General features: G+C 43.1%; 20 protein-coding genes. 7 read left to right on the forward strand and 13 right to left on the reverse strand.

Translation table 11 applies throughout. The features are described 5' to 3' along the window. Window positions 1-8: 8 nt before the first annotated feature. Complete coding sequence (locus K8F54_RS03270; protein WP_290786951.1) at window positions 9-170, reverse strand: DUF1328 domain-containing protein; 162 nt, start codon at window positions 168-170, stop codon at window positions 9-11. Window positions 171-268: 98 nt separating this feature from the next. Further along, a complete protein-coding gene (locus K8F54_RS03275) occupies window positions 269-2,275 on the reverse strand; it encodes a dehydrogenase E1 component subunit alpha/beta (RefSeq protein WP_290786954.1) in 2,007 nt (668 codons plus the stop codon). Between the two features lie 123 nt (window positions 2,276-2,398). Between K8F54_RS03275 and K8F54_RS03280 the strand changes: the two genes are divergently transcribed. From K8F54_RS03280 to K8F54_RS03295, 4 genes are read left to right on the forward strand one after another with little or no spacing between them, the layout of a single operon-like run. Further along, window positions 2,399-3,349, forward strand: coding sequence for a 2-oxoglutarate and iron-dependent oxygenase domain-containing protein (locus tag K8F54_RS03280; RefSeq protein ID WP_290786956.1), 951 nt, complete (start codon window positions 2,399-2,401; stop codon window positions 3,347-3,349). Further along, window positions 3,349-3,675, forward strand: coding sequence for a translation initiation factor (locus K8F54_RS03285; RefSeq protein ID WP_290786959.1), 327 nt, complete (start codon window positions 3,349-3,351; stop codon window positions 3,673-3,675). The genes K8F54_RS03280 and K8F54_RS03285 overlap by 1 nt, the downstream gene beginning before the upstream one ends. Beyond that, complete coding sequence (locus tag K8F54_RS03290) at window positions 3,665-4,552, forward strand: nucleoside phosphorylase (protein ID WP_290786962.1); 888 nt, start codon at window positions 3,665-3,667, stop codon at window positions 4,550-4,552. The genes K8F54_RS03285 and K8F54_RS03290 overlap by 11 nt, the downstream gene beginning before the upstream one ends. After that, a complete protein-coding gene (locus K8F54_RS03295) occupies window positions 4,549-5,403 on the forward strand; it encodes a substrate-binding domain-containing protein (RefSeq protein WP_290786965.1) in 855 nt (284 codons plus the stop codon). The genes K8F54_RS03290 and K8F54_RS03295 overlap by 4 nt, the downstream gene beginning before the upstream one ends. A 224-nt stretch (window positions 5,404-5,627) precedes the next feature. Here the strand turns inward: K8F54_RS03295 and ung are convergent, their stop codons facing one another. Then, a complete protein-coding gene (gene ung / locus K8F54_RS03300; protein WP_290786967.1) occupies window positions 5,628-6,293 on the reverse strand; it encodes a uracil-DNA glycosylase in 666 nt (221 codons plus the stop codon). A gap of 50 nt (window positions 6,294-6,343) precedes the next feature. Between ung and K8F54_RS03305 the strand changes: the two genes are divergently transcribed. Then, the gene (locus K8F54_RS03305; RefSeq protein ID WP_290786970.1) at window positions 6,344-8,503 is read left to right on the forward strand and encodes a DNA mismatch repair protein MutS; all 2,160 of its coding nucleotides are present in this window, start codon (window positions 6,344-6,346) and stop codon (window positions 8,501-8,503) included. Next, window positions 8,503-8,910, forward strand: a complete 408-nt coding sequence (locus K8F54_RS03310) for a thiol-disulfide oxidoreductase DCC family protein (protein WP_290786973.1) — start codon at window positions 8,503-8,505, stop codon at window positions 8,908-8,910. Before K8F54_RS03305 ends, K8F54_RS03310 begins: the two co-directional genes overlap by 1 nt. Here K8F54_RS03310 and K8F54_RS03315 read toward each other — a convergent pair whose 3' ends face one another. The 7 genes from K8F54_RS03315 to K8F54_RS03345 all read right to left on the reverse strand — a co-directional run bounded on the left by K8F54_RS03315 (window position 8,911) and on the right by K8F54_RS03345 (window position 18,315). Further along, window positions 8,911-10,074: a tyrosine/phenylalanine carboxypeptidase domain-containing protein gene (locus K8F54_RS03315; protein WP_290786976.1), complete on the reverse strand. Its 1,164-nt coding sequence runs from the start codon at window positions 10,072-10,074 to the stop codon at window positions 8,911-8,913. Then, on the reverse strand, window positions 10,071-10,907 hold the full coding sequence (locus tag K8F54_RS03320; protein ID WP_290786978.1) for an N-formylglutamate amidohydrolase: 837 nt from the start codon (window positions 10,905-10,907) through the stop codon (window positions 10,071-10,073). The genes K8F54_RS03315 and K8F54_RS03320 overlap by 4 nt, the downstream gene beginning before the upstream one ends. Continuing rightward, window positions 10,907-11,935 (reverse strand): glutathione synthase, encoded by a 1,029-nt coding sequence (gene gshB / locus K8F54_RS03325; RefSeq protein WP_290786981.1) that lies wholly within the window; start codon window positions 11,933-11,935, stop codon window positions 10,907-10,909. Before gshB ends, K8F54_RS03320 begins: the two co-directional genes overlap by 1 nt. A 72-nt stretch (window positions 11,936-12,007) precedes the next feature. Continuing rightward, window positions 12,008-12,796, reverse strand: coding sequence for a hypothetical protein (locus K8F54_RS03330; RefSeq protein ID WP_290786983.1), 789 nt, complete (start codon window positions 12,794-12,796; stop codon window positions 12,008-12,010). 121 nt (window positions 12,797-12,917) lie between these two features. Beyond that, window positions 12,918-14,225: a dicarboxylate/amino acid:cation symporter gene (locus K8F54_RS03335; protein WP_290786986.1), complete on the reverse strand. Its 1,308-nt coding sequence runs from the start codon at window positions 14,223-14,225 to the stop codon at window positions 12,918-12,920. 15 nt (window positions 14,226-14,240) lie between these two features. Further along, window positions 14,241-15,305: a chorismate synthase gene (gene aroC / locus K8F54_RS03340; RefSeq protein WP_290786989.1), complete on the reverse strand. Its 1,065-nt coding sequence runs from the start codon at window positions 15,303-15,305 to the stop codon at window positions 14,241-14,243. A 100-nt stretch (window positions 15,306-15,405) separates the two neighbouring features. After that, the gene (locus K8F54_RS03345) at window positions 15,406-18,315 is read right to left on the reverse strand and encodes an FAD-binding and (Fe-S)-binding domain-containing protein (RefSeq protein WP_290786992.1); all 2,910 of its coding nucleotides are present in this window, start codon (window positions 18,313-18,315) and stop codon (window positions 15,406-15,408) included. Window positions 18,316-18,457: 142 nt separating this feature from the next. Here K8F54_RS03345 and K8F54_RS03350 point away from each other — a divergent pair, with 142 nt between their 5' ends. Continuing rightward, complete coding sequence (locus tag K8F54_RS03350) at window positions 18,458-18,943, forward strand: hypothetical protein (RefSeq protein WP_290786995.1); 486 nt, start codon at window positions 18,458-18,460, stop codon at window positions 18,941-18,943. Between the two features lie 92 nt (window positions 18,944-19,035). On the opposite strand, the gene K8F54_RS03355 is transcribed toward K8F54_RS03350, so the two are convergent. The 3 genes from K8F54_RS03355 to K8F54_RS03365 are packed head-to-tail and all read right to left on the reverse strand — an operon-like array spanning window position 19,036 to window position 23,553. Then, complete coding sequence (locus K8F54_RS03355) at window positions 19,036-19,524, reverse strand: protease complex subunit PrcB family protein (RefSeq protein ID WP_290786998.1); 489 nt, start codon at window positions 19,522-19,524, stop codon at window positions 19,036-19,038. Then, entirely contained in the window at window positions 19,496-20,626 is a 1,131-nt protein-coding gene (bshA, locus tag K8F54_RS03360; RefSeq protein ID WP_290787002.1) for an N-acetyl-alpha-D-glucosaminyl L-malate synthase BshA, read from the reverse strand. Before bshA ends, K8F54_RS03355 begins: the two co-directional genes overlap by 29 nt. An 8-nt stretch (window positions 20,627-20,634) precedes the next feature. Beyond that, window positions 20,635-23,553: a glycoside hydrolase family 3 N-terminal domain-containing protein gene (locus K8F54_RS03365; RefSeq protein WP_290787005.1), complete on the reverse strand. Its 2,919-nt coding sequence runs from the start codon at window positions 23,551-23,553 to the stop codon at window positions 20,635-20,637. Window positions 23,554-23,563 lie beyond the last annotated feature (10 nt).

The raw sequence follows: 23,563 nt of genomic DNA on the forward strand, positions 1-23,563 counted from the left end.
AAATTTGATTACCTGCTAAACAATCTTTTGAGTAAAGATAGTACAAGTAATACGATAAAGATATAGAAAATTATTTTTGCAATCCCGGTTGCCGCGCCTGCTATATTCCCGAATCCGAAAATGGCGGCAATAATTGCAATGACCAAAAAAGTAATGATCCAGCGTACCATAGTAAGTTGATTTTAGGGTTAGTATTAGTCTAAAGATACAATGAAATCAGGCACCGGAACGAATGTTTGTTTTAAGTTTAACAACAAATGTTAACGAATTAATAATGCAATACATCTAATAGAGCCTCTTTAAATTTTCCTTTGGACAGGTACTGCGTTTCCAGTTGGGCAGCAAAAGGTATGGGTGTTTCCATACTTGCCACGCGCTTAATGGGTGCGTCTAAATGTTCGAAACAGCTTTCTGAAATCAGGGCCGAAATATCGGAGGCAATGCCTCCAAAACGGGAATCTTCCTGTAAGATAACAACTCTTCCCGTTTTCTTTACCGAAGCAAAAATTGCCTCAGTATCTAGCGGCATCAGGGTTCGAAGGTCGATAAGATCTGCCGATACCTCCGAAAGCTCATGCAAGGTCTCCAGGGCCCAATGTACCCCTGCTCCGTAGGTTATGATGGTCACATCACCACCTTCCTTTAGCAGTGCGGCCTTGCCAAGCGGAAGGGTATAATAATCGGTAGGCACTTCCTGGCGAATACTTCGGTATAGGGCCTTGTGTTCGAAGAACAATACCGGGTTTGGATCTTCAATACTGGTTGCCAACAGTCCTTTTGCATCGTAGGGAAACGCAGGATACACCACCTTTAATCCGGGGGTATGTGTAAACCAAGCCTCGTTCGTCTGACTGTGAAACGGACCTGCACTCACTCCTGCCCCACAGGGCATTCGCACCACGACATCGGCCTTTTCATTCCAACGGTAATGCGACTTTGCCAGATAATTAATAATAGGGTTGAATCCCGATGTAACAAAATCGGCAAACTGCATTTCTACTACCGATTTAAAACCGTTGATGGACAGTCCCATGGCGGCCGAAACGATAGCCGATTCGCAGATAGGGGTATTTCGAACGCGTGCCTTGCCAAATGCTTCCACAAAGCCTTCGGTAATTTTAAAAACCCCTCCGTATTCAGCGATATCCTGCCCCATTAAGATCAGGTTCTCATGCCGTTCCATCGATTGTTTTAAGCCTTCAGAAATAGCGTCAATAAGACGTAACTCCTTTGTGGTTTCATTTGGTGTAATCTCCTGATATGTAAAGGGATGAAATACGTCATTTAATTCGACACTTTCATTGGGTTCAATTTTTGGTTCCGCAAAAGCCAGGTCTAAATTTTCGTTTATTTCATGTACGATTTCTGTTTTAAAGCGCACCTCGTCTTCTTCCGATAAGATATTATTTTCCCGTAGGTAGGCCGCATAATTCTCCAACGGATCTTTAGCCCCCCATTCATCTAACAACTGCTGCGGCACGTATTTGGTACCACTGGCCTCTTCATGGCCGCGCATTCTAAAGGTTTTAAATTCTAGTAATACGGGACGCGGATTTGTACGCATGCTTTCCACCAATTCCTTTACCTTGGTGTATACTTCTATGATGTTATTGCCATCAATGATGTAATTCTCCATTCCGTAGCCCTTCCCGCGATCTGCCAAATGCTCACAGTTGTACTGTTCTTTTGTTGGAGTAGAAAGTCCGTAGCCATTGTTTTCTATACAAAATAACACCGGCAGGTCCCAAACCGACGCCACATTGAGTGCCTCGTGTATATCGCCTTCACTGGCACCGCCTTCCCCTGTAAATACGGCACATACCTTATTATTGCCCTTTAACTTGTTGGCAAGAGCAATCCCGTCGGCCACGCCAAATTGAGGGCCTAAATGGGAGATCATCCCTACGATATTGAATTCCTGGGTGCCAAAATGAAAGCTGCGGTCGCGTCCTTTGGTAAAGCCGTTTGCCTTCCCCTGCCATTGTGAGAACAGGCGGTATAAGGGTATATCACGACTTGTAAAGACACCGAGGTTTCGGTGCATGGGTAAAATATATTCGTCCTTATCCAGCACGGTGGTTATTCCCACAGCGATGGCTTCTTGACCGATACCGCTAAACCACTTAGAGATTTTTCCTTGACGGAGTAGAATGAGCATCTTCTCTTCGATAAGGCGCGGTTTTAGCATTCCCTTGTATAAGGAAATCAGCGTATTATCATCAAGATCTTTGGTTTGGTAGTTAAAATGTACTGTTGGCAAAGTTTTGGAGCCCATGTTTAAAATTTGAATAGCCCAAAAGTAGAAAAAAACCCAGTGTAATAAAGAAATAATACCACTTTTTTCTCTTCGGAATTGCTGGCTGAATTTGGTATATTTGTAGACTAAAATACAATTCTTATGAACAATATACCTAGTGTTGACCTAGCCGATTTCATATCGGGAGATCCGGATAGAAAGCAAAAGTTTGTTGACGAAATTGGAAAGGCCTACGAAGAAATTGGCTTTGTCTCATTGAAAAATCATTTTCTGAGTGATGCGCTGGTTGAGAATCTATATAAGGAGGTGAAGGCGTTCTTTGCCTTACCGCTAGGCGCCAAGAAAAAATATGAAATTGAAGGATTGGGTGGACAACGTGGTTATGTTTCCTTCGGAAAGGAACACGCCAAAGGCAAGAAGGAAGGCGATTTAAAAGAATTTTGGCATTTTGGTCAAGAACCTGCTTCCGATGCAAATCTCCCCGATAGCTACCCGGACAATGTTACCGTCACCGAAATACCAAACTTCAATGCCACTGGTATGGAGGCCTATCGTATGTTGGAAAAAACAGGGGTCTATGTATTGCGAGCTCTGGCCCTTTATATTGGCCTCGATGAGCATTATTTCGATTATTGGGTGACCAATGGCAATAGCATTTTACGGCCCATCCACTACCCTCCTATTACCGAAGAGCCAAAAGGAGCGGTTCGCGCAGGCGCCCATGGCGACATCAATTTAATTACCTTATTAATGGGTGCTTCCTCCGGCGGATTACAGGTGCTGCGAAACGATGGTCAATGGATCGATGCCATCCCCGAAGAAGACGAATTAGTGATAAACGTGGGCGATATGCTGGAGCGTCATACCAATAATAAACTGCGGTCTACCATCCATCGTGTGGTAAATCCGCCCAAAGAACAATGGGGCACGCCGCGGTATTCCATTCCATTCTTTATGCACCCTCGAAGTGATATGAAACTCAATTGCCTACCGGAATGTGTGGATGCAGAGCATCCCAAAGCATTCGATGATATTACAGCAGGTGACTTCCTACATCAGCGGTTGGTAGAAATTGGACTTATTAAAAAGTAATGGATTTACAGGATCAGCTTAAGAACTTATTTCCGGAGCATGTGGCTTCCGAAACACCGGAGGAGCATGGCGAACCTGCTATTTGGATGCAGGACGACCCGCTTATTTGTAAGTTCGAAAAGCGCAAGGGAAAGCCCATAACGATTATCGAAGGATATACCGGAGCCGATAGCGACTTTAAGCAACTGGCAAAGGAGTTGAAACAATTTCTAAGCGTAGGTGGGAGTTTTAAGAACGAGCAAATTATTATTCAAGGAGATTATCGCGATAAGATCATGGCATTTTTAAAGGAGAAAGGTTTTAAAACAAAACGTGTTGGCGGATAAAAAAGCTATTAGAATCCCCGAATCTGAATTAATCCTCGACCCCGAAGGACGCATCTACCATTTGCGGTTGCTGCCCGGTGAAATTGCCGATACGATCATAACAGTAGGTGACCCAGATCGCGTGGCCATGGTTTCCAACTATTTTGATCACATTGAAGTAAAAGCGGCGCATAGGGAATTCATCACACATACCGGCACCTATAAGGGAAAGCGGATTTCTGTGATTTCCAGTGGCATTGGCGTGGACAATATCGATATTGTTTTAAATGAACTGGACGCCTTGGTGAATATCGATTTTACTACGCGCAGCATCAAAAAAGACCTATCTTCTTTAACTATTATTAGAATTGGAACGTCCGGATCCATACAAGCCACTATTCCGGTGGATTCATTTTTAATGAGTCATTCTGCAATCGGCCTCGACAATTTGCTTCATTTTTATGCCACGGAAGATATTTTAAATCGAACGCTTTCCGAAGCTTTTATAAAGCATACGCAATGGAATAAAATCAATGCCACGCCGTATGTGGTAGCTGCAGATGAAGCACTGCTGCGGTTGTTTTCTTCGGAAAAAATGCACGAGGGATTAACCGGAACCAACGTGGGGTTTTACGGACCTCAGGGACGTGTGTTGCGACTTGCGTTGCAAGACGAAACATTGCAAGATAAGATTGCATCTTTTTCGTATAAGGGAATACGGCTTACCAATTTCGAAATGGAAACCGCGGCAATCTATGGCTTGGCCAAACTACTCGGACATCGAGCCGTATCGCTCAATGCCATAATAGCCAACAGAGCACAGGGCACTTTCAGTAAAGATTCCATGGCTACCGTCGATGGACTTATACAATATACCTTAGATCATTTAGTAGGATGAAAAATTTAAAGATAGGTGGCGTACCCGAGCATTTTAATTTACCATGGTATCTCACCTTGCGGAATAAGGAATATCATGAGGTAGGTGTGAATTTGCGGTGGAAGGATTACCATGGAGGGACAGGTCAGATGTGCAAAGCCCTTAGGGAGGGTGAGATCGATATGGCCGTGATCTTGACCGAAGGCATCATCCGGGACATTATAAAAGGGAATCCGTCTAAGATCGTACAAGTATTTGTGAAATCACCCCTTATCTGGGGCATACATGTTGCTAAAAATGCTTCGTATAAATCTGTTGCCGACCTTAAAGGAACCTATGCTGCCATTAGTCGCTTTGGAAGCGGCTCCCACCTAATGGCCTATGTCAATGCCGAAAATCAGGGTTGGGACAAAGAATCCGACTTAAAGTTTAAGGTGATTAAAGATTTGGAAGGTGCCCTAGAGAGTTTGCCTAATGGTAAAGGGGATTATTTTTTATGGGAAAAATTTACTACCAAGCCCTATGTGGATGAAGGTCTTTTTCGGATGGTTGGTGAATGTCCTACCCCCTGGCCTTGTTTTGTCATCGCGGTGCGAAATGAAGTTTTGGAGCGGGATGCGAAAGCGATTCAAAATATCTTGGACATCATCAACAAAACAACCCGGACGTTTAAGCGTATTCCCGATATCGATGCCCTTATTGCTACACGCTACGGTCAGAAACTCGAGGACGTGCAGCAATGGCTCAGCCTGACAGACTGGAGTCAGCAACAGCTTTCCGAGCTCGAAGCGAAACGTGTACAAAAAGAGTTGTTTTCCTTGGATCTTATCAAGAAGATTGTGCCTTCCGAAGCCTTGTTGTTCACTGAATAACGAGCTCCCATAAAAAAATTAATATTTTTTTAAGAAATCACGCAACCCTAAATCAACCTGTGCATCTTAGTTGTATAAATACAATAGTTATGACCACTTTTTTTATTGTTTTGGGGGGCTTACTAGTAACAAACTTCTTGTTGTTACAGTTTAGTTGCAATGATGCCACCGAACACGATTTTCCGGAAGAAGAATAGAAATACATCTCCCCAGTTCTATTTATATCACCATTTAATTGGTGTTTTTTTATGTTCCTCTAAATACTTATTTGTTTTACTGAAGTGCTTATTGCCAAACCAATAGCCTCTGTTGGCGCTTAATGGCGATGGATGACCGCTGCTCAATACCAAATGCTTCCTACTGTCTATCTTCGAACCTTTCTTTTTTGCATAACCACCCCATAGTAAAAAAACCAACCCATCTCGTCTTGCGGAAAGCGTATCAATCACCGCATCGGTAAATTGCTCCCACCCCTTATTCTGATGGCTTCCTGCCTCATGGGCTCGCACCGTAAGTGTCGCATTCAACAACAATACCCCCTGCTCTGCCCAGCGTTCCAAATTTCCAGTATTGGGGATGGGGATGTCTAAGTCTGAATTGATCTCCCGAAAAATATTTTGTAATGAAGGAGGTTTGGCAACACCATCGGCCACCGAAAAACACAATCCATTGGCCTGTCCCGGTCCGTGATAGGGGTCCTGCCCTATGATCACCACCTTTACTTTTTCGAAGGAGGTATGATCAAAGGCTGCAAAGACCCGATTTCCGGGTGGGAAACAAGGCTGCGATCTATATTCACTTCTGACAAACGCAATGAGTTTTTTAAAATAGGCTGCGCCAAACTCACCACCCAATTGTTCCTTCCATGTCGGCTCAATTTTTACATCCATTATTAGTACTTTTGTGCTTCCAGTTTGTAAAATTACAAGAATAAAAAGGAATGGTTCGCATTGGAAAAAAAACTTTAGAAGACCTTGAATTTCCGACTGTCTTACAGCAGGTGGCTCACTTCTGTATCACAGAGCCCGGAACCGAAAGCGTGCTTGCCATTGGTCCGTTTCAAGAAACGGACGCCATAATTCCCGAACTATACCGCCTAAAGGAATTTACAGCATCACTCCATGGAGACAATCCTATTCCCAATCACGGATTTGAACCTATTTTTAAAGAGCTCAAGCTGTTGGGCATTGAAAATAGCTCCTTGGAAGTAGCCGGTTTTCGGAGAATTCTAAGTGTTTCGGAAACCACCAAAACACTACTTCAGTTTTTTACCAAGTACGAAGAATTCTATGTGTTCCTGCATGCCTTTTCTTCAGAAATAAATTATACCCCAATCTTTTCCGAAGCTATTGTAAAAGTAATCGATAGATACGGTGAAGTGAAAGACGATGCCTCCGATGAACTCTTGAGCATCAGACGGCGATTACAACAGGTAAAGGGTCAGATCAATTCGTCTTTTACCAAGGCCTTGTCTCGCTATGCGCAGGCCGATTATCTGGACGATATCAAGGAAACCATCGTTGAGAACCGACGTGTGTTGGCGGTAAAGGCCATGTATCGCAAAAAGGTGAACGGTGCTGTTCTGGGGAGTTCCAAGACGGGTAGTATCGTATATATGGAGCCTCAGGACACATTGGAATTTACCAATGAGCTCAGCAATCTGGAATACGAAGAACAGGAAGAGGTAAAACGCATTTTAAAAGCGCTGACCGAGTTTATCCGCCCGCATAAGGATTTGCTAAAAGAATTTCAGTCCTACCTAATCCAAATCGACGTTTTGTACGCCAAGGCAAGGTACGCGCGTGAGATCAACGGAATTCTGCCGGTCATTACAAAGGAAAAGCGGATTTACCTTGAAAAAGCCTTCCACCCAATTTTATGGGTATCTAATAAAAAACGAAAAGAAAAGACCTATCCTCAGACCATCGAATTGGAGCACGAAAAGCGCATTATTGTGATATCCGGGCCAAATGCAGGTGGAAAGAGCATTACCCTCAAAACGGTGGGCCTACTGCAGGTTATGTTGCAAAGTGGCCTGCTTATTCCGTGTGAGCCACAGAGTGAGCTTTGCTTTTTCGATCGCGTCCTTACCGATATAGGGGATAATCAGTCCATCGAAAATCATTTGAGCACCTATAGTTACCGACTCAAAAAAATGAATCAGTTTTTAAAGAAGTGCAACAAGAACACGCTTTTTTTAATTGATGAATTTGGAACGGGAAGTGATCCAGAATTAGGCGGTGCCCTTGCTGAAACTTTTTTGGAGGTGTTTTACGAACGCGAAGCCTTTGGTATTATTACGACGCATTATACCAATTTGAAGTTGTTGGCAAATGAATTACCTCATGCCATGAACGCCAATATGCAATTTGACAGCCGAAGCCTAGAACCCATGTATAAGCTACATCTAGGAGAGGCAGGTAGTTCTTTCACCTTCGAAGTAGCGCAAAAAAATGGAATCCCTTATAGTTTGATCAATAAGGCGAAGAAAAAGATCGAGCGCGGGAAGATTCGCTTCGACAAGACCATTGCCAATTTACAGAAGGAACGTTCGCAACTTCGGCGTACCTCCGAAAGTTTAAAGACAGAAGAACAGAAAGCACGTGAGGAAGGAAAGCAACTGGAAGAAGTGAACGCTCGCGTTCAGGAAAAGTTGGAGCGCTATCAGGAATTGTACGATGCCAACCAAAAGCTTATCGCCCTGGGCAAGAAATTCGATGCGCTTTCAGAAAAATACTTTAACAACAAACGTAAAAAGGAACTCATAGACGAATTGGTCAAATTGGTGATGGTGGAAAACAGCAAGCGAAAGAAGTTAGCACCCAAGGTCAAACGCGCAGTAAAACAGAAGGAACGAAAGGTTGAAGTAGAAGTTGAAAAAAAGGTGGCTGTAATTCGAGAACGGAAAAAGAAGGAAAAGGAGGAGGCGAAGAAAGCACCGCCACCAAAGCCAAAGGTGGTGCTTAAGGTGGGTGACCGTGTTCGTATGATCGATGGGAGGGCGATTGGCACCATCGATACCATTGAAAAGCACAAGGCCATTGTAAACTACGGTATGTTTACCACCAATGTGAATATGGAAGAACTGGAGAAGGTATAATGGAAACCGAAAAGACGCATAAAATCATTCTATTCGACGGTGTCTGCAATTTGTGCAATGCTTCGGTGACCTTTATTATTAAGCGGGACAAGAAGGACCGTTTTCGGTTTGCCGCTTTGCAGAGTGAAATTGGTGCCTCACTAGTTGAAAAGCATCAAATTGATACCTCCAAGACCGATTCGATTATTCTGATTGATGGAGACAAACACCTTGAAAAATCATCGGCTGCATTAACGGCGGCCAAATCTCTTTCCGGAGGCTATCCCCTATTGTATGTCTTTATGATTGTACCGCGATTTATTCGAAATTGGGTATACGATTATATTGCCAAGAACCGCTATAAATGGTTCGGAAAAAAGGAAAGCTGTATGATCCCAACACCCGAATTAAAAAAGAAATTTTTGTAGCTATTTGAGGTTCTGAAGTATAAAATTCAGTTTTGCATTTGTATTCTCATTCGAAGTAAAAGCCAAATTGCGATAGCGTATAGGCTGTGCCAAGCCTTCCGTTTGCCATTTGGTAACAATATCGGCATGCTCCATGGAAACTTTGCCCGCCATTAACGCATCCAGATCGCCTTCCGTCTGGTAATAGTTGTACACCTTCTTAAGTCCGGTGAGGTACATATAATCCTTGGTAAATCCACCTCCTCTATGGGCTCGAAGGCTAATATTATAGGACTCTTCCCGATTCAACTTATACTGATTGTGCAAGAGATCAAAGGTGTCACAAAAATTAAAACCCTTGTGCAAACTGTCGGCTGCTATCACCCTGTACGAAAGCTCTTTTAATCGGTGTAGCGTCAAACAACCGCTCATATATTCACTAAAAACCGCCAGCCCTTCCTGTGTTTCCACATTGTTTGGAAATCCGTTGTGAAATATTTTTAAGGCTTGATTGAGTCCGTTAAAAGTAGTCACCAAATGCACGCCAATCTCATGATTGGCCAAAACCTTTAACTGATTGGTACTAAAGCGGTGGTTTTTCTTGAGTAATAGGGTTTGTGTGTTGTTAAGCACCATGGCTGCGGCAGCCAATTTGGTAGAATGTTTTATTTTTAGTTGGAAGTCGTAGCGCTGTGTAAATTTCTGGAAATAGGCCTCCGCTTCATCCACATTAAAGATTGGAAACATTTCTTGATCGTAGGTATCGTCTTCAAAATGCAAAATGAATTGGGCATTCTCTACGTCTTTCTGTGTCGGAGTTCCAAACGATTTTAGGGCATTGTAATAGAACTTCCTACCCTGCCCAATGGTTTCTATACACTGCACCAGTCCCGAATAATCGTAGATCACATCTTGGTAGAATGCACGGGACCTGTCATCCAGTATGGTATCAATATCCTGTGAAAACAATTCCTGCTGCACCTTATGAGCGTTGAAGTCAATCTTCCGGTATTTGAAGTTGGGATTGATATTGTATTTTGACGAGAAGAAATTGCGTTTTTCCTGTTCAATATTGGTTGGATTGATATAGTTGAGGAGTTCAATCTTCTGCACCAAAAGGTTTAACTGGTGGTCAATTCGGAATAAATTCGGATTTTCTTTTCTTAGACTGTCGATACGACTCATGCCTCTTTTTTATGGATATTGTAAAACGAATTGGCGTGTTCCACTATTTTTTTCTGAAGCTGTTGCTCAATAGCCGCAACTACTTCCGGAAATACACGCTGCTGTAACTCGTCACAATAGATCTTTTTGAATTCAGTTGCCAAAACTAAGGTATTTCTGAAGTTCTGCGTAATGTATTTCAGAAAATATCCATTTCCGAAGAAGGTGTCATTGATCTTTGAACTTACCTCCTTGAGATTGGGTAGTATCAATTCTGAAAGCGACTGTCGCCAACGTTCTACATCACTTCCGAAGCGATCGTTGTCTATATTAGACGTTCCCAAATTAATGACCGGCACCTCTCTGTCCCAACGGCGCCAGTTGTAGCTGTGCATATCGTAGACCACAGCAACACCAAATTTCGCTTCTAGTTTATTAATGAGTGCGTGCGTTACCTTGTAGAAATTGCTGTGCTTTGCCAGACTTTTTTCGTGTTGTTCTTTGTCGAGTGGCGTTTTCCAAAGTTGTTTCCCCCAAGCCGTATCGAAGATGGCACTTTCGGGTTCGCGATTTAGGTCGTATTCAAACCGACTGTCGCAACCGGCGATCACAATGGGGTGTGTTTTTACGAATTCCTTGGTACAGGGATCTTCTTCAAACCAGCGATCGTATTCGGTATGAAGGCAATTGTCCCAGAGTTCCTTTCTGAATTGATGCCCATCGTGAACCGCACCACAGACATAGGGAACGTATTCTTCAATTTTAAGGGTAAAGGAATAGTCCTCAGCAATCGCTTCAAAATGGGCTTCCGCCTCAATTCGACCCATTATTTCAGAAACAGAAAGTCTTTCCATTAGGCTTCGTCCACATGTTTACGCAGTTTGTGTCTTCTTTCGAAGGCGGCCACCCGTTCCAATACCTTGTCCTCCACAAAGTCTACGATCTTTTCCTGTACTTTGGTTTTGTATACCCTGTTCATATAGGTGATGCCTCCCGGAGACATTACGTTTACTTCCACCAACATATCGTTGATCACATCGATACCAACAAAATACAGACCGTCTTTTACAAGTTTCGGACCAATACGTCGGCATAATTCCTTTTCCTTTTTGCTCAGGGAATGTTTTTGTACCGAGCCCCCGGCACTAACATTGGAGCGATGATCTTCCTCACCCGGGACGCGTTTCATAGCGCCTATGGGCTTCCCGTTCAGCAATAGGATGCGCACATCTCCTTGATCGGCTCCTTCAATATATTCTTGTAGGATCACATAATTTGAGGTGCCATCGGCATTGTCAATATAAAAATCTAAAAGCGAATTGATACTCAGCATGGCCCGCTTTTCAATTAAGATAACACCGGAGCCGCCAAAGCCATTCAAGGGTTTGAGGATCATTTTATCTGGCCCCTCTTTGATGGTTTTTTTGAGGTATTCCTTGTTCTTGGTGACGTGCGTTCGCGGTATCATTTCGTTGTTCTCGTCTTCAAATACAGCTGTATACAACTTGTTGTTAGCGCGTCGTATACCGTCTAGATCGTTCATGATAAACACATCGTCCTTTACCGAATCCAAGAAATTGAGCATAATCATATCCAGAGGTGGATTGCTACGCAATATAATAACATCGAATCCTGCCAGGGGAAGCATTTCATCGTAGAACTCGGTTCTGGTATGAAAAGCCTTCAGGCTGCTCGAAATTTTTTCTTTTCGCTTGATACACTTCGAAAAGGCAAACGCCACACTGTCACGTATCGTTAGATTAGCCGGTGTGGTAATCGCTACGCCATGTCCGCGTTTTACAAATTCGTGGATCATCGCTAAGGTTGAGTCGTCTTCGGGTTTAATTTCTTCCCAAGGATACATGATAAAGCAAACGTTCATGAAGGCCGGTATTTGTTCGAAATAAAGATAGCAATTCTACTGAAATTTCAAAGTGATACCGGTTTTAAGACTTCACTGCCCATAAACTCTAAAATTGTCAAAGCCTGCGAAATCGGCATCCCCGTTTTGAATAATTCCCAGTGTTAGGCGCACATTGGTTACCGAACCGGGAATGTTGAGGATGAGGGTGCCTTCTTCGGAATAATCGCCGGCACCGTTTATTAAAACCACCTGCCCCTGCCCTACATCGTCGTAAAACAATTCGTAACGCACATCGTCCCCGTTGTCAAATTCGAATACGTCATAATCGAATGCAATACGGGCATTGACAACGCCGGAAACAGCTACATTGACAAAGGCGATTTCGTGGAAAATATTTCCTCCACCGTTTGGGTTATTCAGATCTCTACATCCCAAAAAGTATCCGGAAACAAGATCTATGGCACTCGTTCCACTGCCTAAAGAGGCGACGGTATCCCAAATATCACCGGCCGTGTTATAGAACGCAGGTGTTACGGTGTAATTCCAACTCAGATTGGTGTCAAAATCCTGAAATGCCAAGGTCTGTGCCTGTGTGGATAGTGTGTAGATGGTTTCCCAAAAAATACCGTTCCATATTTCGAAGGTTCCGGTGTTCTCTACAAAAACCAACAGGCCGCTATCGATGGAGGTAGCATTGATGGCATCGCGTTCGGTCTGCGTAGCCACCCTCGGTGGCATCAAGCCTTTGTAGTCGGTGCCGGAGATTGCACTTACTTCTAACATGGCTGCATGTGACGGATTTGTGGTTCCAATTCCGACCTGTGATACATTTACATTCGAAATAAACAGGGTGACGATCACTACATAAATTCTTTTCATACTATGAGCATTTAGGTCATAGCCTTTCAGGCTAAGACGTTAATCTTGCCTGAGGAATTCATTAAGTTTTGGTGAGAAGCTTAAAAGTACAAAAAAAAGTATTTAGTTGTAAAACCTGACTTTATTTTTTCTTTGGATAATGATCATCCCAATCCTTCACCTTCGGTTCGCCCAGTTTTCCTTGCGACTTGGCCACCATCATAGAAACGGCTGCATCCCCTGTTACGTTTATCACCGTACGACACATATCTAGGGGTCTGTCTACAGCAAAGATAAGTGCTAGTCCGGCTTCAGGAATACCGGCATAGCCCAATACTCCTACAAGCATCACCATGCCGGCGCCGGGTACAGCTGCCGAGCCGATAGAAGCCAAGGTTGCGGTTGCAATAATTCCGAGTTGTGTTCCAACAGTTAAGTCCATGCCAAAGGCTTGGGCAATGAATATGGCAGCTACGGCCTGGTACAAACTTGTTCCGTCCATATTTATGGTTGCGCCAATGGGTAAGACAAAACTGGAAACTTTTTCGTCAACACCAAGGTGTTCGGTTACACGCTCCATGGTCACCGGCAGCGTAGCAGCACTCGAACTGGTAGAAAATGCAAGTAACTGCGCCGGAGCGATTCCGTTTAAGAAAAACAAGGGAGATTTATTAGTAAATATTTTTACTAATAAGAGGTATACGCCAATCATCAATGTCAAACCAACAACCACAGACAGGGCATACATGCCAAGTGCAGCAAATAAGTCGGCACTTGGGGCTTCTACAACCAGCGCCGCCAATAAAGCAAACACACCGTAGGGAGCCGCCAACATTATTAGATCGACCATTTTTAGAATCACCTCATTAAACCCGTCAAAGAATTCTTTGACCGTTCTCGCTTTTTTCTCAGGTATTAAAATCAGTCCTATTCCAAAAAATACGGAAAAGAAAATTACCTGTAACATATTGCGATTACTAGAAGCGGCACTAAAAATATTTTCCGGTACCAGGTCAATCAAAGCTTGTAATGGCCCCGCTTCTTTTTGCTTAAGGGCGTCTTGCCTTTTTTGTTCGGCGTCACCACCATAGGCCTCCACTAATTCGTTTCTCGTATCTTCATTGATGGACGTCCCCGGCTTAATGGTGCTCACCACCCCAATACCTATTGAAACGGCAATCACCGTGGTAAGTACATAGGTAATTATGGTGCGAATCCCCATTTTTGAAAGGCTTGAAATGTCCTTTAAGTCGGATATACCTTTGATCAATGCCGCTAGGATAAGGGGGATTGCAATCAGCTTCAGCGCATTTATAAAAATAGTTCCGAAGGGCTTTACCCAATCGCCTATAAAGTCCGCTCCCCAGGTAAAGTTGGTCATGATCAATGCGAAGATGACCCCTAGAACCATTCCCAATAAAATTTGCCAGTGTAGTGCCAGTTTTTTCATAGATAGATTTTGAATTTACAATTTAGCTGTTTTGTTCAGTAACCAAAAATCGGCTACCACTAGTGCTGCCATAGCTTCAACGATGGGTACCGCCCTTGGAACCACACAGGGATCGTGTCTCCCCCTGCCTTGCATTGCTACCTTTTCGCCTTCCGAATTTATAGTTTCTTGCGACTGCATGATGGTTGCGACGGGTTTAAAGGCCACCTTAAAATAAATGTCGGCTCCATTACTGATGCCTCCTTGTATACCACCGCTATAATTGGTTTTTGTGCTTCCATCTTCATTAAAAAGGTCATTGTGCACACTCCCTTTTAAATGCGTACCTGCAAATCCGCTGCCATATTCAAATCCCTTTACCGCGTTTATGGACAGCATGGCCTTGCCCAGTTGGGCATGCAGTTTATCGAAAACAGGTTCCCCCAGTCCTAGGGGAACATTTTGTAGCACACAGGTCACTATACCGCCTACAGTATCACCTTGTTTTCTAATTTCTTTGATATAGGCCTCCATTTGAAGGGCCATTTCGGCATCGGCGCAGCGTACCGGATTTTTTTCGATTTCTGAAAAGTCTACTTCTGAATAGTTTTTCTGAAGCTGTAATTCTCCTACGCCCGAAACATAGGCAGTGATTTTAATGTCTTTCAGCAATTGTTTGGCAATGGCTCCTGCCACTACCCTACAGGCCGTTTCTCTGGCCGAAGACCTTCCGCCACCTCGATAATCTCGAATGCCGTATTTCTTATCGTATGTATAATCGGCATGGGATGGACGGTAGGTATCTTTTATATGAGTATAGTCAGCGGATTTCTGGTTTGTATTTTTAATGACAAAACCAATAGGGGTTCCGGTAGTCACCCCTTCAAAAATTCCGGAGAGAAATTCGACTGCATCGGATTCTTTACGTTGGGTTACGATAGCCGACTGTCCCGGTTTTCTTCTGGCCATTTCAGTTTCAATGGCTTTAAAATCTATAGACAATCCTGCCGGGCAACCATCAATAATCCCACCAATCGCTTGGCCGTGTGACTCGCCAAAGGTGGTAAGTTTGAATATGCTTCCGAAGGAATTTCCTGCCATAGACCTGTTTTCAACAAATGTAAATTTAAAAATCGACTCCTAAAAATAACAAATTGGTTAATCTTTTTACACCACTTAAAATTCTAAATACTCCCCTCAACTACAGCAATGCCCTTCTTAAAATAGTAACAGGATGCAAGGCGTCCCGCCCGGTTCCGTCTTTGATTTGATGTCTACAACTGGTTCCGTTGGCCGCTATTAGCGTGTTTTCCGCACTTTTTCGTACTGCCGGCAACAATTTAAGTTCCCCAATTTGCATACTCAGTTCGTAATGTGCCTTTTCATAACCAAAACTACCTGCCATCCCACAGCAACCCGCCGGAATGATGGTGGGTGTATAGTTTTTAGGGAGGTTTAAGATATCAAAGGTGACCTTCTGGTTGCTCAATGCCTTTTGGTGACAATGTGTATGTATCTTAATTTGTTTTTTTTCTGAAGTGAATTGCGAGGCTGTAATATGTCCTTTTTCTATTTCCGAAGCCAAAAACTCTTCGATTAAAAAGGTATTTTTTGAAATAACAGTAGCCGCTTCCACATTGTCGGCTAACCGCAGGAATTCATCTCGAAACCCAAGAATAGCCGAAGGTTCTATACCTATTAAGGGGTTGTTTTCAGAAATTAATTCCTTTAAGTAATCAATATTGTTATTAGCATGCTGCTTGGCCGCTGTTAAAAATCCTTTTGAAAGTAAGGCCCTGGCACTGTCCAAATGAGTTACCACACCAACGTTATATCCCAAACCGACTAACAATTCAAAGCTGTCCTGAGCAATGTTGGCTTCCAAATAATTGCTAAACTCATCTACGAATAAATACAACTTATTTTTTTCTATATATTCTTGATATGTAGCTTCTTGTAATAGCTTACTGAAACTTTTAATTGAAATATTCGGAAGGCTTCTTTCTCTTGCAATTCCCTTGTTCTTTTTGATCCAATTTGATACAAACGGTTTCTGAAAAGCCCAATTGACCAGTTTGGGAAACTTTGAGGCCAGTTTGTAGTGTTTACTGCTGTTCGCGAAGAATGCGTCGGCTTTTGAAACTCCATTTGCCTTTTGGTATTGATATAAAAATTCGGCCTTTACACTGGCAATATCAACATTGCTGGGGCATTCCGAAGCACAGGCCTTACAGCTAAGGCACAGATCGAATACCTCCTTTAACTCCTTCGAATTAAACTTATTGACCGCCTCATTATTAGTAAGTACCTCGCGCAGTGCATTCGCACGTGCACGTGTGGTGTCTTTTTCATTCTTGGTTGCGTGATAGCTGGGGCACATGGCACCCCCGGCTTCGGGAGATTTTCGGCAGTCACCACTTCCGTTGCACTTTTCTGCCAAACGCAGTATCCCTTCCGAATCGTTAAAATTTAATAGGGTCTCAATGACGGGCTCTTCCCGATCTATCTCATAGCGCAGCGATTCGTCCATTTTAAAAGCGTCTACGATCTTCCCGGGGTTGAAGATATTATTCGGGTCGAAGGTATATTTAATTCGCCTTAAAAGCGCGTAATTGTTGGCTCCTATAAGCATGGGTAAAAATTCGGCGCGAACAATTCCGTCACCGTGCTCACCAGAGAAAGACCCCTTATATTTCTTTGTTAGCAGCGCCACTTCGGTGGTGATCTTCCTAAAAAAATCAACGTCCTGCCGCTTCTTTAAATTAAGGATAGGTCGTAAATGCAATTCGCCTGCCCCCGCATGGGCGTAATACACAGCTTGCTGGTCGTAGCGTTCCATCAGATCGGAGAACTCATTTATAAAATGGGGCAAATCGGGCAAGGCCACAGCGGTGTCTTCAATACAGGCGACCGCCTTTCGGTCTCCCACCATGTTTCCCAACAGACCCAACCCTGCCTTTCGCAGCTCTAGGGCCATTTTAATTCCTTCCCCTCTCAATACGGGCGTGGCATAGCTCAATCCCGATGTTGACAATGTCTGGAGTAAGGCATTGGATTGTTTTTCCAGCTCAACTTCGGTAGTAGCCTTTAATTCTAGCAAGAGTAAAGCTTTGGGGGTACCTTCTACGAAATAGCGATAGGATTCGTATTTTTTGTTCTTTGCGGTGCAGGCCAAAATTACGTCGTCCATCAACTCACAGGTATGTAATTGGTGTTCCATAACTCTGTTAACATCGTTCAGACAGTTTTTCAAACTGTTGTAATGGGCAGCAACCATAGCGGTATGTGGAGGCGGAAGTTCGTTCAGCTGCAAGGTGATTTCGGTAGTAAAAGCGAGGGTTCCTTCGCTTCCGCAGAGCAGCGAGCAAATATTTATCTGCTTTTCAGAATTGCTAAAAACGGCGGTATCAAGCAAGGAGTCGATGGCGTAACCGGTATTTCTTCGGTGTATTTCCGGTTTGGGAAATTCTTTCCGAATTTCTTCCTGAACCACTTCGGGAGACAATGCCTCATAGAGTGTTTTATAAATAAGACCTTCCAAAGAATCCAACTTTGTCTTCGTGATGAAGGCAGCTTTCGAAAGCGGTTTAAAATGTACTTCTTCTCCATTGGACAAAAGTGTGGTGAGGCCTACCACCTTATCTCTTGTCACACCATACTGAATAGATGTGGTACCGCTTGAGTTATTCCCTACCATGCCCCCTATCATGCAGCGATTGGAAGTTGAAGTATTTGGACCGAAGAACAGCCCGTGTGCTGCCAAGAACATATTCAATTCATCACGAATAACGCCCGGTTGTACGGTGACCGTTTTAGCGGCTGTGTCCAACGAAATAATTTCAGTAAAATATTTGGAAACATCTACGACTATACCATCACCCACGCATTGACCTGCCAAGGAAGTACCCGCCGTCCTCGGGATAAGGGATGTTTTATTTTGGGTAGCAAATTGAATAAGCTGTTGAATGGCTTGAGTGCTTTTCGGATAAGCAACCGCAAGGGGGAGTTTTCGGTAGACGGAAGCATCTGTAGCATAGATCCCTTTATGAAGTACATCATAAAAAAGGTCACCGTCGAATACAGATTTAAAATTGGCGAGTGCTTGTTCCATTATCTCTTGTAAAAATAGCAAACGCTTTGTGTTTTTTAACAAAATTTTCGGCAAAGTGGGAACAATCTTGGCAGCCCCTTAACAGGGAACGGTATATAATACTTCTATTTTTAAAGCGTTAACAAACTTAAATCAAACATTTATGAGAAAGATCCTTTTTATTTTGATTGCTACATTGGGAGTATTTGCAAGCGCAGCGGCCCAAAACATAGCCGACAATGCCATTGGCTTGCGACTGGGTGATAGTGATGGATTTGGAACTGAAGTAAATTATCAACGCGCGTTAAGCGAGAATAACCGTCTCGAATTTGCATTGGGTTGGCGGAGCAATAAGCATGTGAATGCCTATAAACTTACCGGCTTGTATCAATGGGTTTGGGTGCTTGATGGAAATTTCAACTGGTACGTAGGTGCCGGGGGTGGATTGGGGCAGATTGACTTTAATAATGATTTCCCCGGAAACCCGGACAATGAAACATTTGGTTTTGCCGCCGGAGATATTGGTATTGAGTACGATTTTGATTTCCCTTTGCTGATTTCATTGGATTTTAGACCCGAATTCGGATTTGGTGACTACCGAGACGATGTCGATTTCGATATAGGTTTGGGCGTTCGATACCAGTTTTAGATTAGAACACTTAATAGAAATTAAATGCCCCACTTTTGGTGGGGCATTTTTAATGATATGATTATGCCAATTCGGTCACCTTTAACAAGAGGTTATTTTTCGTACGCATATTTGAACGCTACAGGCAAGGATTGCTTCTCGAATTTGAAAAGTATGAAGGGAGAGGTCATCACAGTTGTCACATAATCACCGGGTTTAGGGGACGTACCTCCAAGATAGATAGTTACACCCGCTTCGGTCTTTTCGATGCGGTCTACCGTAAGTGAAAACCCTCCCGAGGACAATTCGCCCATACTTGCCAATCCTACCTGATAATAAGAAAAATCTATTTCAGGAAATTCTTCCCTCGGTTCCTGAGTACTGGTTATTGTCTTGAACACTTCATCAAGCGCATCTTGTGAGTTAATGATTGTATTCTCTCTTGTCAAATTACCATGGTTCCCAGCTAACAGGACCTCAAAGCTCAGTGTTTCTTTCATAGGTGTCTCGCTGGTGCTAGGGTGTGTTTTACAACTGGCCAATAGTAGTCCGGCCAATGCAATTACAAGGATACTATAGTACTTTTTTTGTGGCTTTTTCATATACTTCTTCGTAAAGGGGAATAATATTTTCGGTATCAAATTTTTTGGAGGCTTCTTTAGCCTGCTGTTTGAATTTCAGCAACACCGCATCGTCTCTTAAAATATGGAGGGCCTGTTTCGCCATGGTATCCACATCACCTACATCACTTAAGAAACCACTTACACCATCAACATTCACTTCGGCCAAACCTCCGGTATTACTCGAAATCACCGGTACACCACTCGCCATCGCCTCAAGTGCTGCTAAACCAAAGCTCTCTTTTTCGGAAGGCAGTAAGAACAGATCGCTAAAACACAGAATTTTATCAATTTCACTGCTGTTTCCTAGAAACATCACCTTATGCTGAATTCCTTTTTTGATGCAGAGTGCCTCGCCGAGTTCTTTTTCGGGTCCCTCGCCTACTATGATTAATTTAGAAGGAATTTCTTTCTGAATCCTATCAAATATCTCAATGACATCGGTCACACGTTTTACGGGGCGTAAATTACTTATATGGGTAATAATTCGTTCGTGTTTTTCGGCCATGAGATCCCTTTGGCAATCGGTATAAGTATGTGCATGCTTTGCCACATCGATAAAGTTTGGAACCACATCGATCTCCTTGGTAATATTAAATAAGCGGAGCGTATCTTCCTTTAAACTTGCAGAAACCGAAGTAACCGCATCACTCTCATTGATGCTAAAAGTAACCGCAGGTTTGTAAAAAGGATGACTGCCAACCAGGGTGATGTCTGTACCGTGTAGGGTGGTCACCATGGGTATGTAAATACCTTCTTCGGCCAGCATTTGCTTGGCCATATAGCCGGCATAGGCATGGGGGATTGCGTAATGTACATGCAGCAGGTCGATCTTGTACAACTTCACCATATCTACCAGTTTGCTAGATAGTGCCAACTCGTAGGGTTGATAGTGAAATAACGGATAATCGGGAACGGTCACTTCATGATAGTGAATATTATGCGATATCAGGTCTAAACGAACCGGCTGCTTATAAGTAATAAAATGCACCTCGTGTCCGCGTTCGGCAAGGGCAATACCTAATTCGGTTGCGACAACGCCACTTCCTCCAAATGTTGGGTAACAAACTATCGCTATTTTCATTTGTTTAATTATTTTTCAATGGCTTCATAGATAAGCTGCTGAATATTACTTCGCAAGTTACTACTTATTAATTTTCTGTTTTCTGCATCGGGATAGGTTCTATTTGATAAGAAAACGTATACGATTTCCGCTTCAGGATCGGCCCAGGTAAAGGTCCCCGTAAACCCGCTATGGCCAAAACTGGTCATGGATACACAGCCACAGGTAGGACCGGAATCTCCCAATTGTGGTTTGTCAAAACCCACACCCCTTCTTATTTTTTTGTCACAATAATAACAGGTATTAAATGTGTCAAAGGTTTCCGGTTTAAAATATTGTTTTCCGCCGTAATATCCCTTCCATACGTACATCTGCATAATTTTGGCAACATCGTTGGCATTGCTGAATAGACCCGCATGGCCACTCACACCGCCTAACATCGCAGCACCTTGGTCGTGGACAAAGCCATGAACTTTCTGCATCCTGAATGTTTTATCTTCTTCGGTGGGAACAATATCTATTTTTGAAAACTTCTGAAGCGGCAAGTAGGTCGTATAATTAGCTCCTAGCGATTCATAAATACTGCGCTGCACAATGACATCGAGTGAATTTCCATAGAATTCTTCCAGGTATTTTTTCAGAATATAAAACGGCAAATCGCTATATCGATACCCTAGCTTGTCACGTAGCTCACTCTTCCGAATAATTTCGTAAATACTGTCCTTATAATCGTTTCGTATATAAAGGTCTTCCGCTACCTGTACATTGAATTGGCCTTTTCGCGTGGTTGAATAGTATCTGGTATCGGGCGTTTTGGTCACACTGTCCAGGGTTTTAGTATAAAAAGGTATCCAGGCTTTTAGGCGTGCATAATGCATCAACATGTCCTGAAGCGAAATATTTGCCTTGTTCGAATTGGCGTATTCGGGAAGCATTTCAAAAAGCTTGGTGTCCATATACAAAACATCGCGATCTGCCAATTGCATCACTAAAGGCAGTGTGGCTAAAATCTTGGTTAGTGAAGCGACATCGTAGACGTCGTTGTCCTTTACCGAATTTAGCTGTTCCTGCGTATGGTAGCCAAAATTCTTACTGTAGACAACCTTGCCTTTTCGTGAGATTAAAATTTGCGCTCCGGGTAGCATTCCTTCGTGAATACCAACCAGTGCCAAGGAATCAACTTTTTTTAACTTTTCACTACTCAGGCCAACACTTTCGGGCGTACCATATTGCAGCCTTCCTAGTGCTTTTGTTTCTATACCGGTGTGCAATGGAAAATCAGTTCCTAAGGAAACCGGCAGCCTGCCTTTTGCAGTTCTGGCTCCAAAAATGAGTTGCGCCGAAAGCTCCTGAGATACTTTACTGTTTTGATATGATAGTATAAGGCCTTCCATATCGGCTGAGCTCAATAGGTCTAACAAGGCATAGGGACGGGCAAATACATCCAAGATTACCGTATTGGTTCTTGCAATTTCATATATCCAAGCCACTTCTTTTTCAGTAAAACTGTGGTCCTTCCACGGATGGACATTTGATTTGTGATAACCAACAATAGTTAGATCGTAGGCGGCTAATTTTTCAATATATCCTCCGAGGTCGTCCGCCTTTACCCAATCTACCTTGGTGTATTTCTGAAGTTGCTTTAAAAAATGGGTACCATCATCATCTCCAAAATTTACGTAGGCTATTTTTTTATTCTGAAGATCTTGAATGGGCAAACTATTGTTTTTGTCTTTGAGCACGGTAAGTGCGTTTTCCATGGCTTCTTCATACAAGGTATCATCGATAACCGAATTTAAATCCGCCACGATCGAAGTAGTATCTACCGGTTTGTACTTGTTAAGCCCCACCTTGTACTTGGCCATTAGGATCTTCTTGACGGACAGAGCTAATCTGGCTTCAGAAATAACCCCAGAATGATACGAATCTATGAGAAGCTGCTGTGATTTCGGGATATCTTCTGAAATCAATAGTACATCATTTCCCGCCAAAAAAGCGGCGAGGTCAATTTCGCCGGGTGCTTTAAAATTGGACGCTCCTTTCATATTGAGGGCATCGGTAAAAATAAGTCCTTTAAATCCCAACTCGCGCTTTAGAATATCGGTCACAATTGTTTTTGAAAGTGAAGAAGGAAAATCGGTTTTTTCTTCCAAGGAAGGCACGTTCAAATGAGCGACCATTACGCTGCTCAAACCATCCTGAATGAGTCTTCGGTACGGATACAGCTCTATACTATCAATACGTTCCTTCGAAAAACTAATCGTGGGTAAGGTCTTATGTGAATCGGCATCGGTATCTCCATGTCCCGGAAAGTGTTTAGCATTGGCTAGAATACCGGCCTGTTGCATTCCTTTCATAAAAGCGAGGGATTTTAGCGTGACATCTTCTTTGTCTTCCCCAAATGATCGGTTTCCGATAATCGGATTTTTTGGATTGGTATTGATGTCGACTACCGGAGCAAAATTAATATGTACGCCCAGACGTTTGGAGTGTTCCCCAATTCTCTTTCCTACTTTTTCTATAATTCTGTTGTCCTTGATGGCTCCCAGCGTCATATTCCAGGGGTAGGCGAAGGTGGAGTCAAGGCGCATAGCGAGTCCCCATTCGGCATCCATTCCAACGAGTAACGGCACCTTTGAAAGTGCTTGAAACTCGTTATTCAATTTTGCTTGTCGGATTGGTCCTCCTTTAGAAAAAATAATTCCGCCTATATGCTGTTCGCGAATTTGATTTCGGACAGCGTTCAATTGTGCTTCACTATCACTGGACATGGCAATGGCCATAAACAATTGCCCCACTCTTTCCTGAAGTGTCATTTGGGAATAAATACTATCTACCCATTTCTGCTGATTCTTAAAATCTTTTTCAACGAGTAAGGGGTTGGTTTGCTGTGCAAATACCGGAAATAGTATGAGGGCAAAAAGTGAGGTTGCAAGCAGTTTTTTCATGCACGGAAAG

Origin of the sequence: Altibacter sp., from assembly GCF_019913785.1 — a bacterium.
Classification (GTDB): Bacteria; Bacteroidota; Bacteroidia; order Flavobacteriales; family Flavobacteriaceae; genus Altibacter.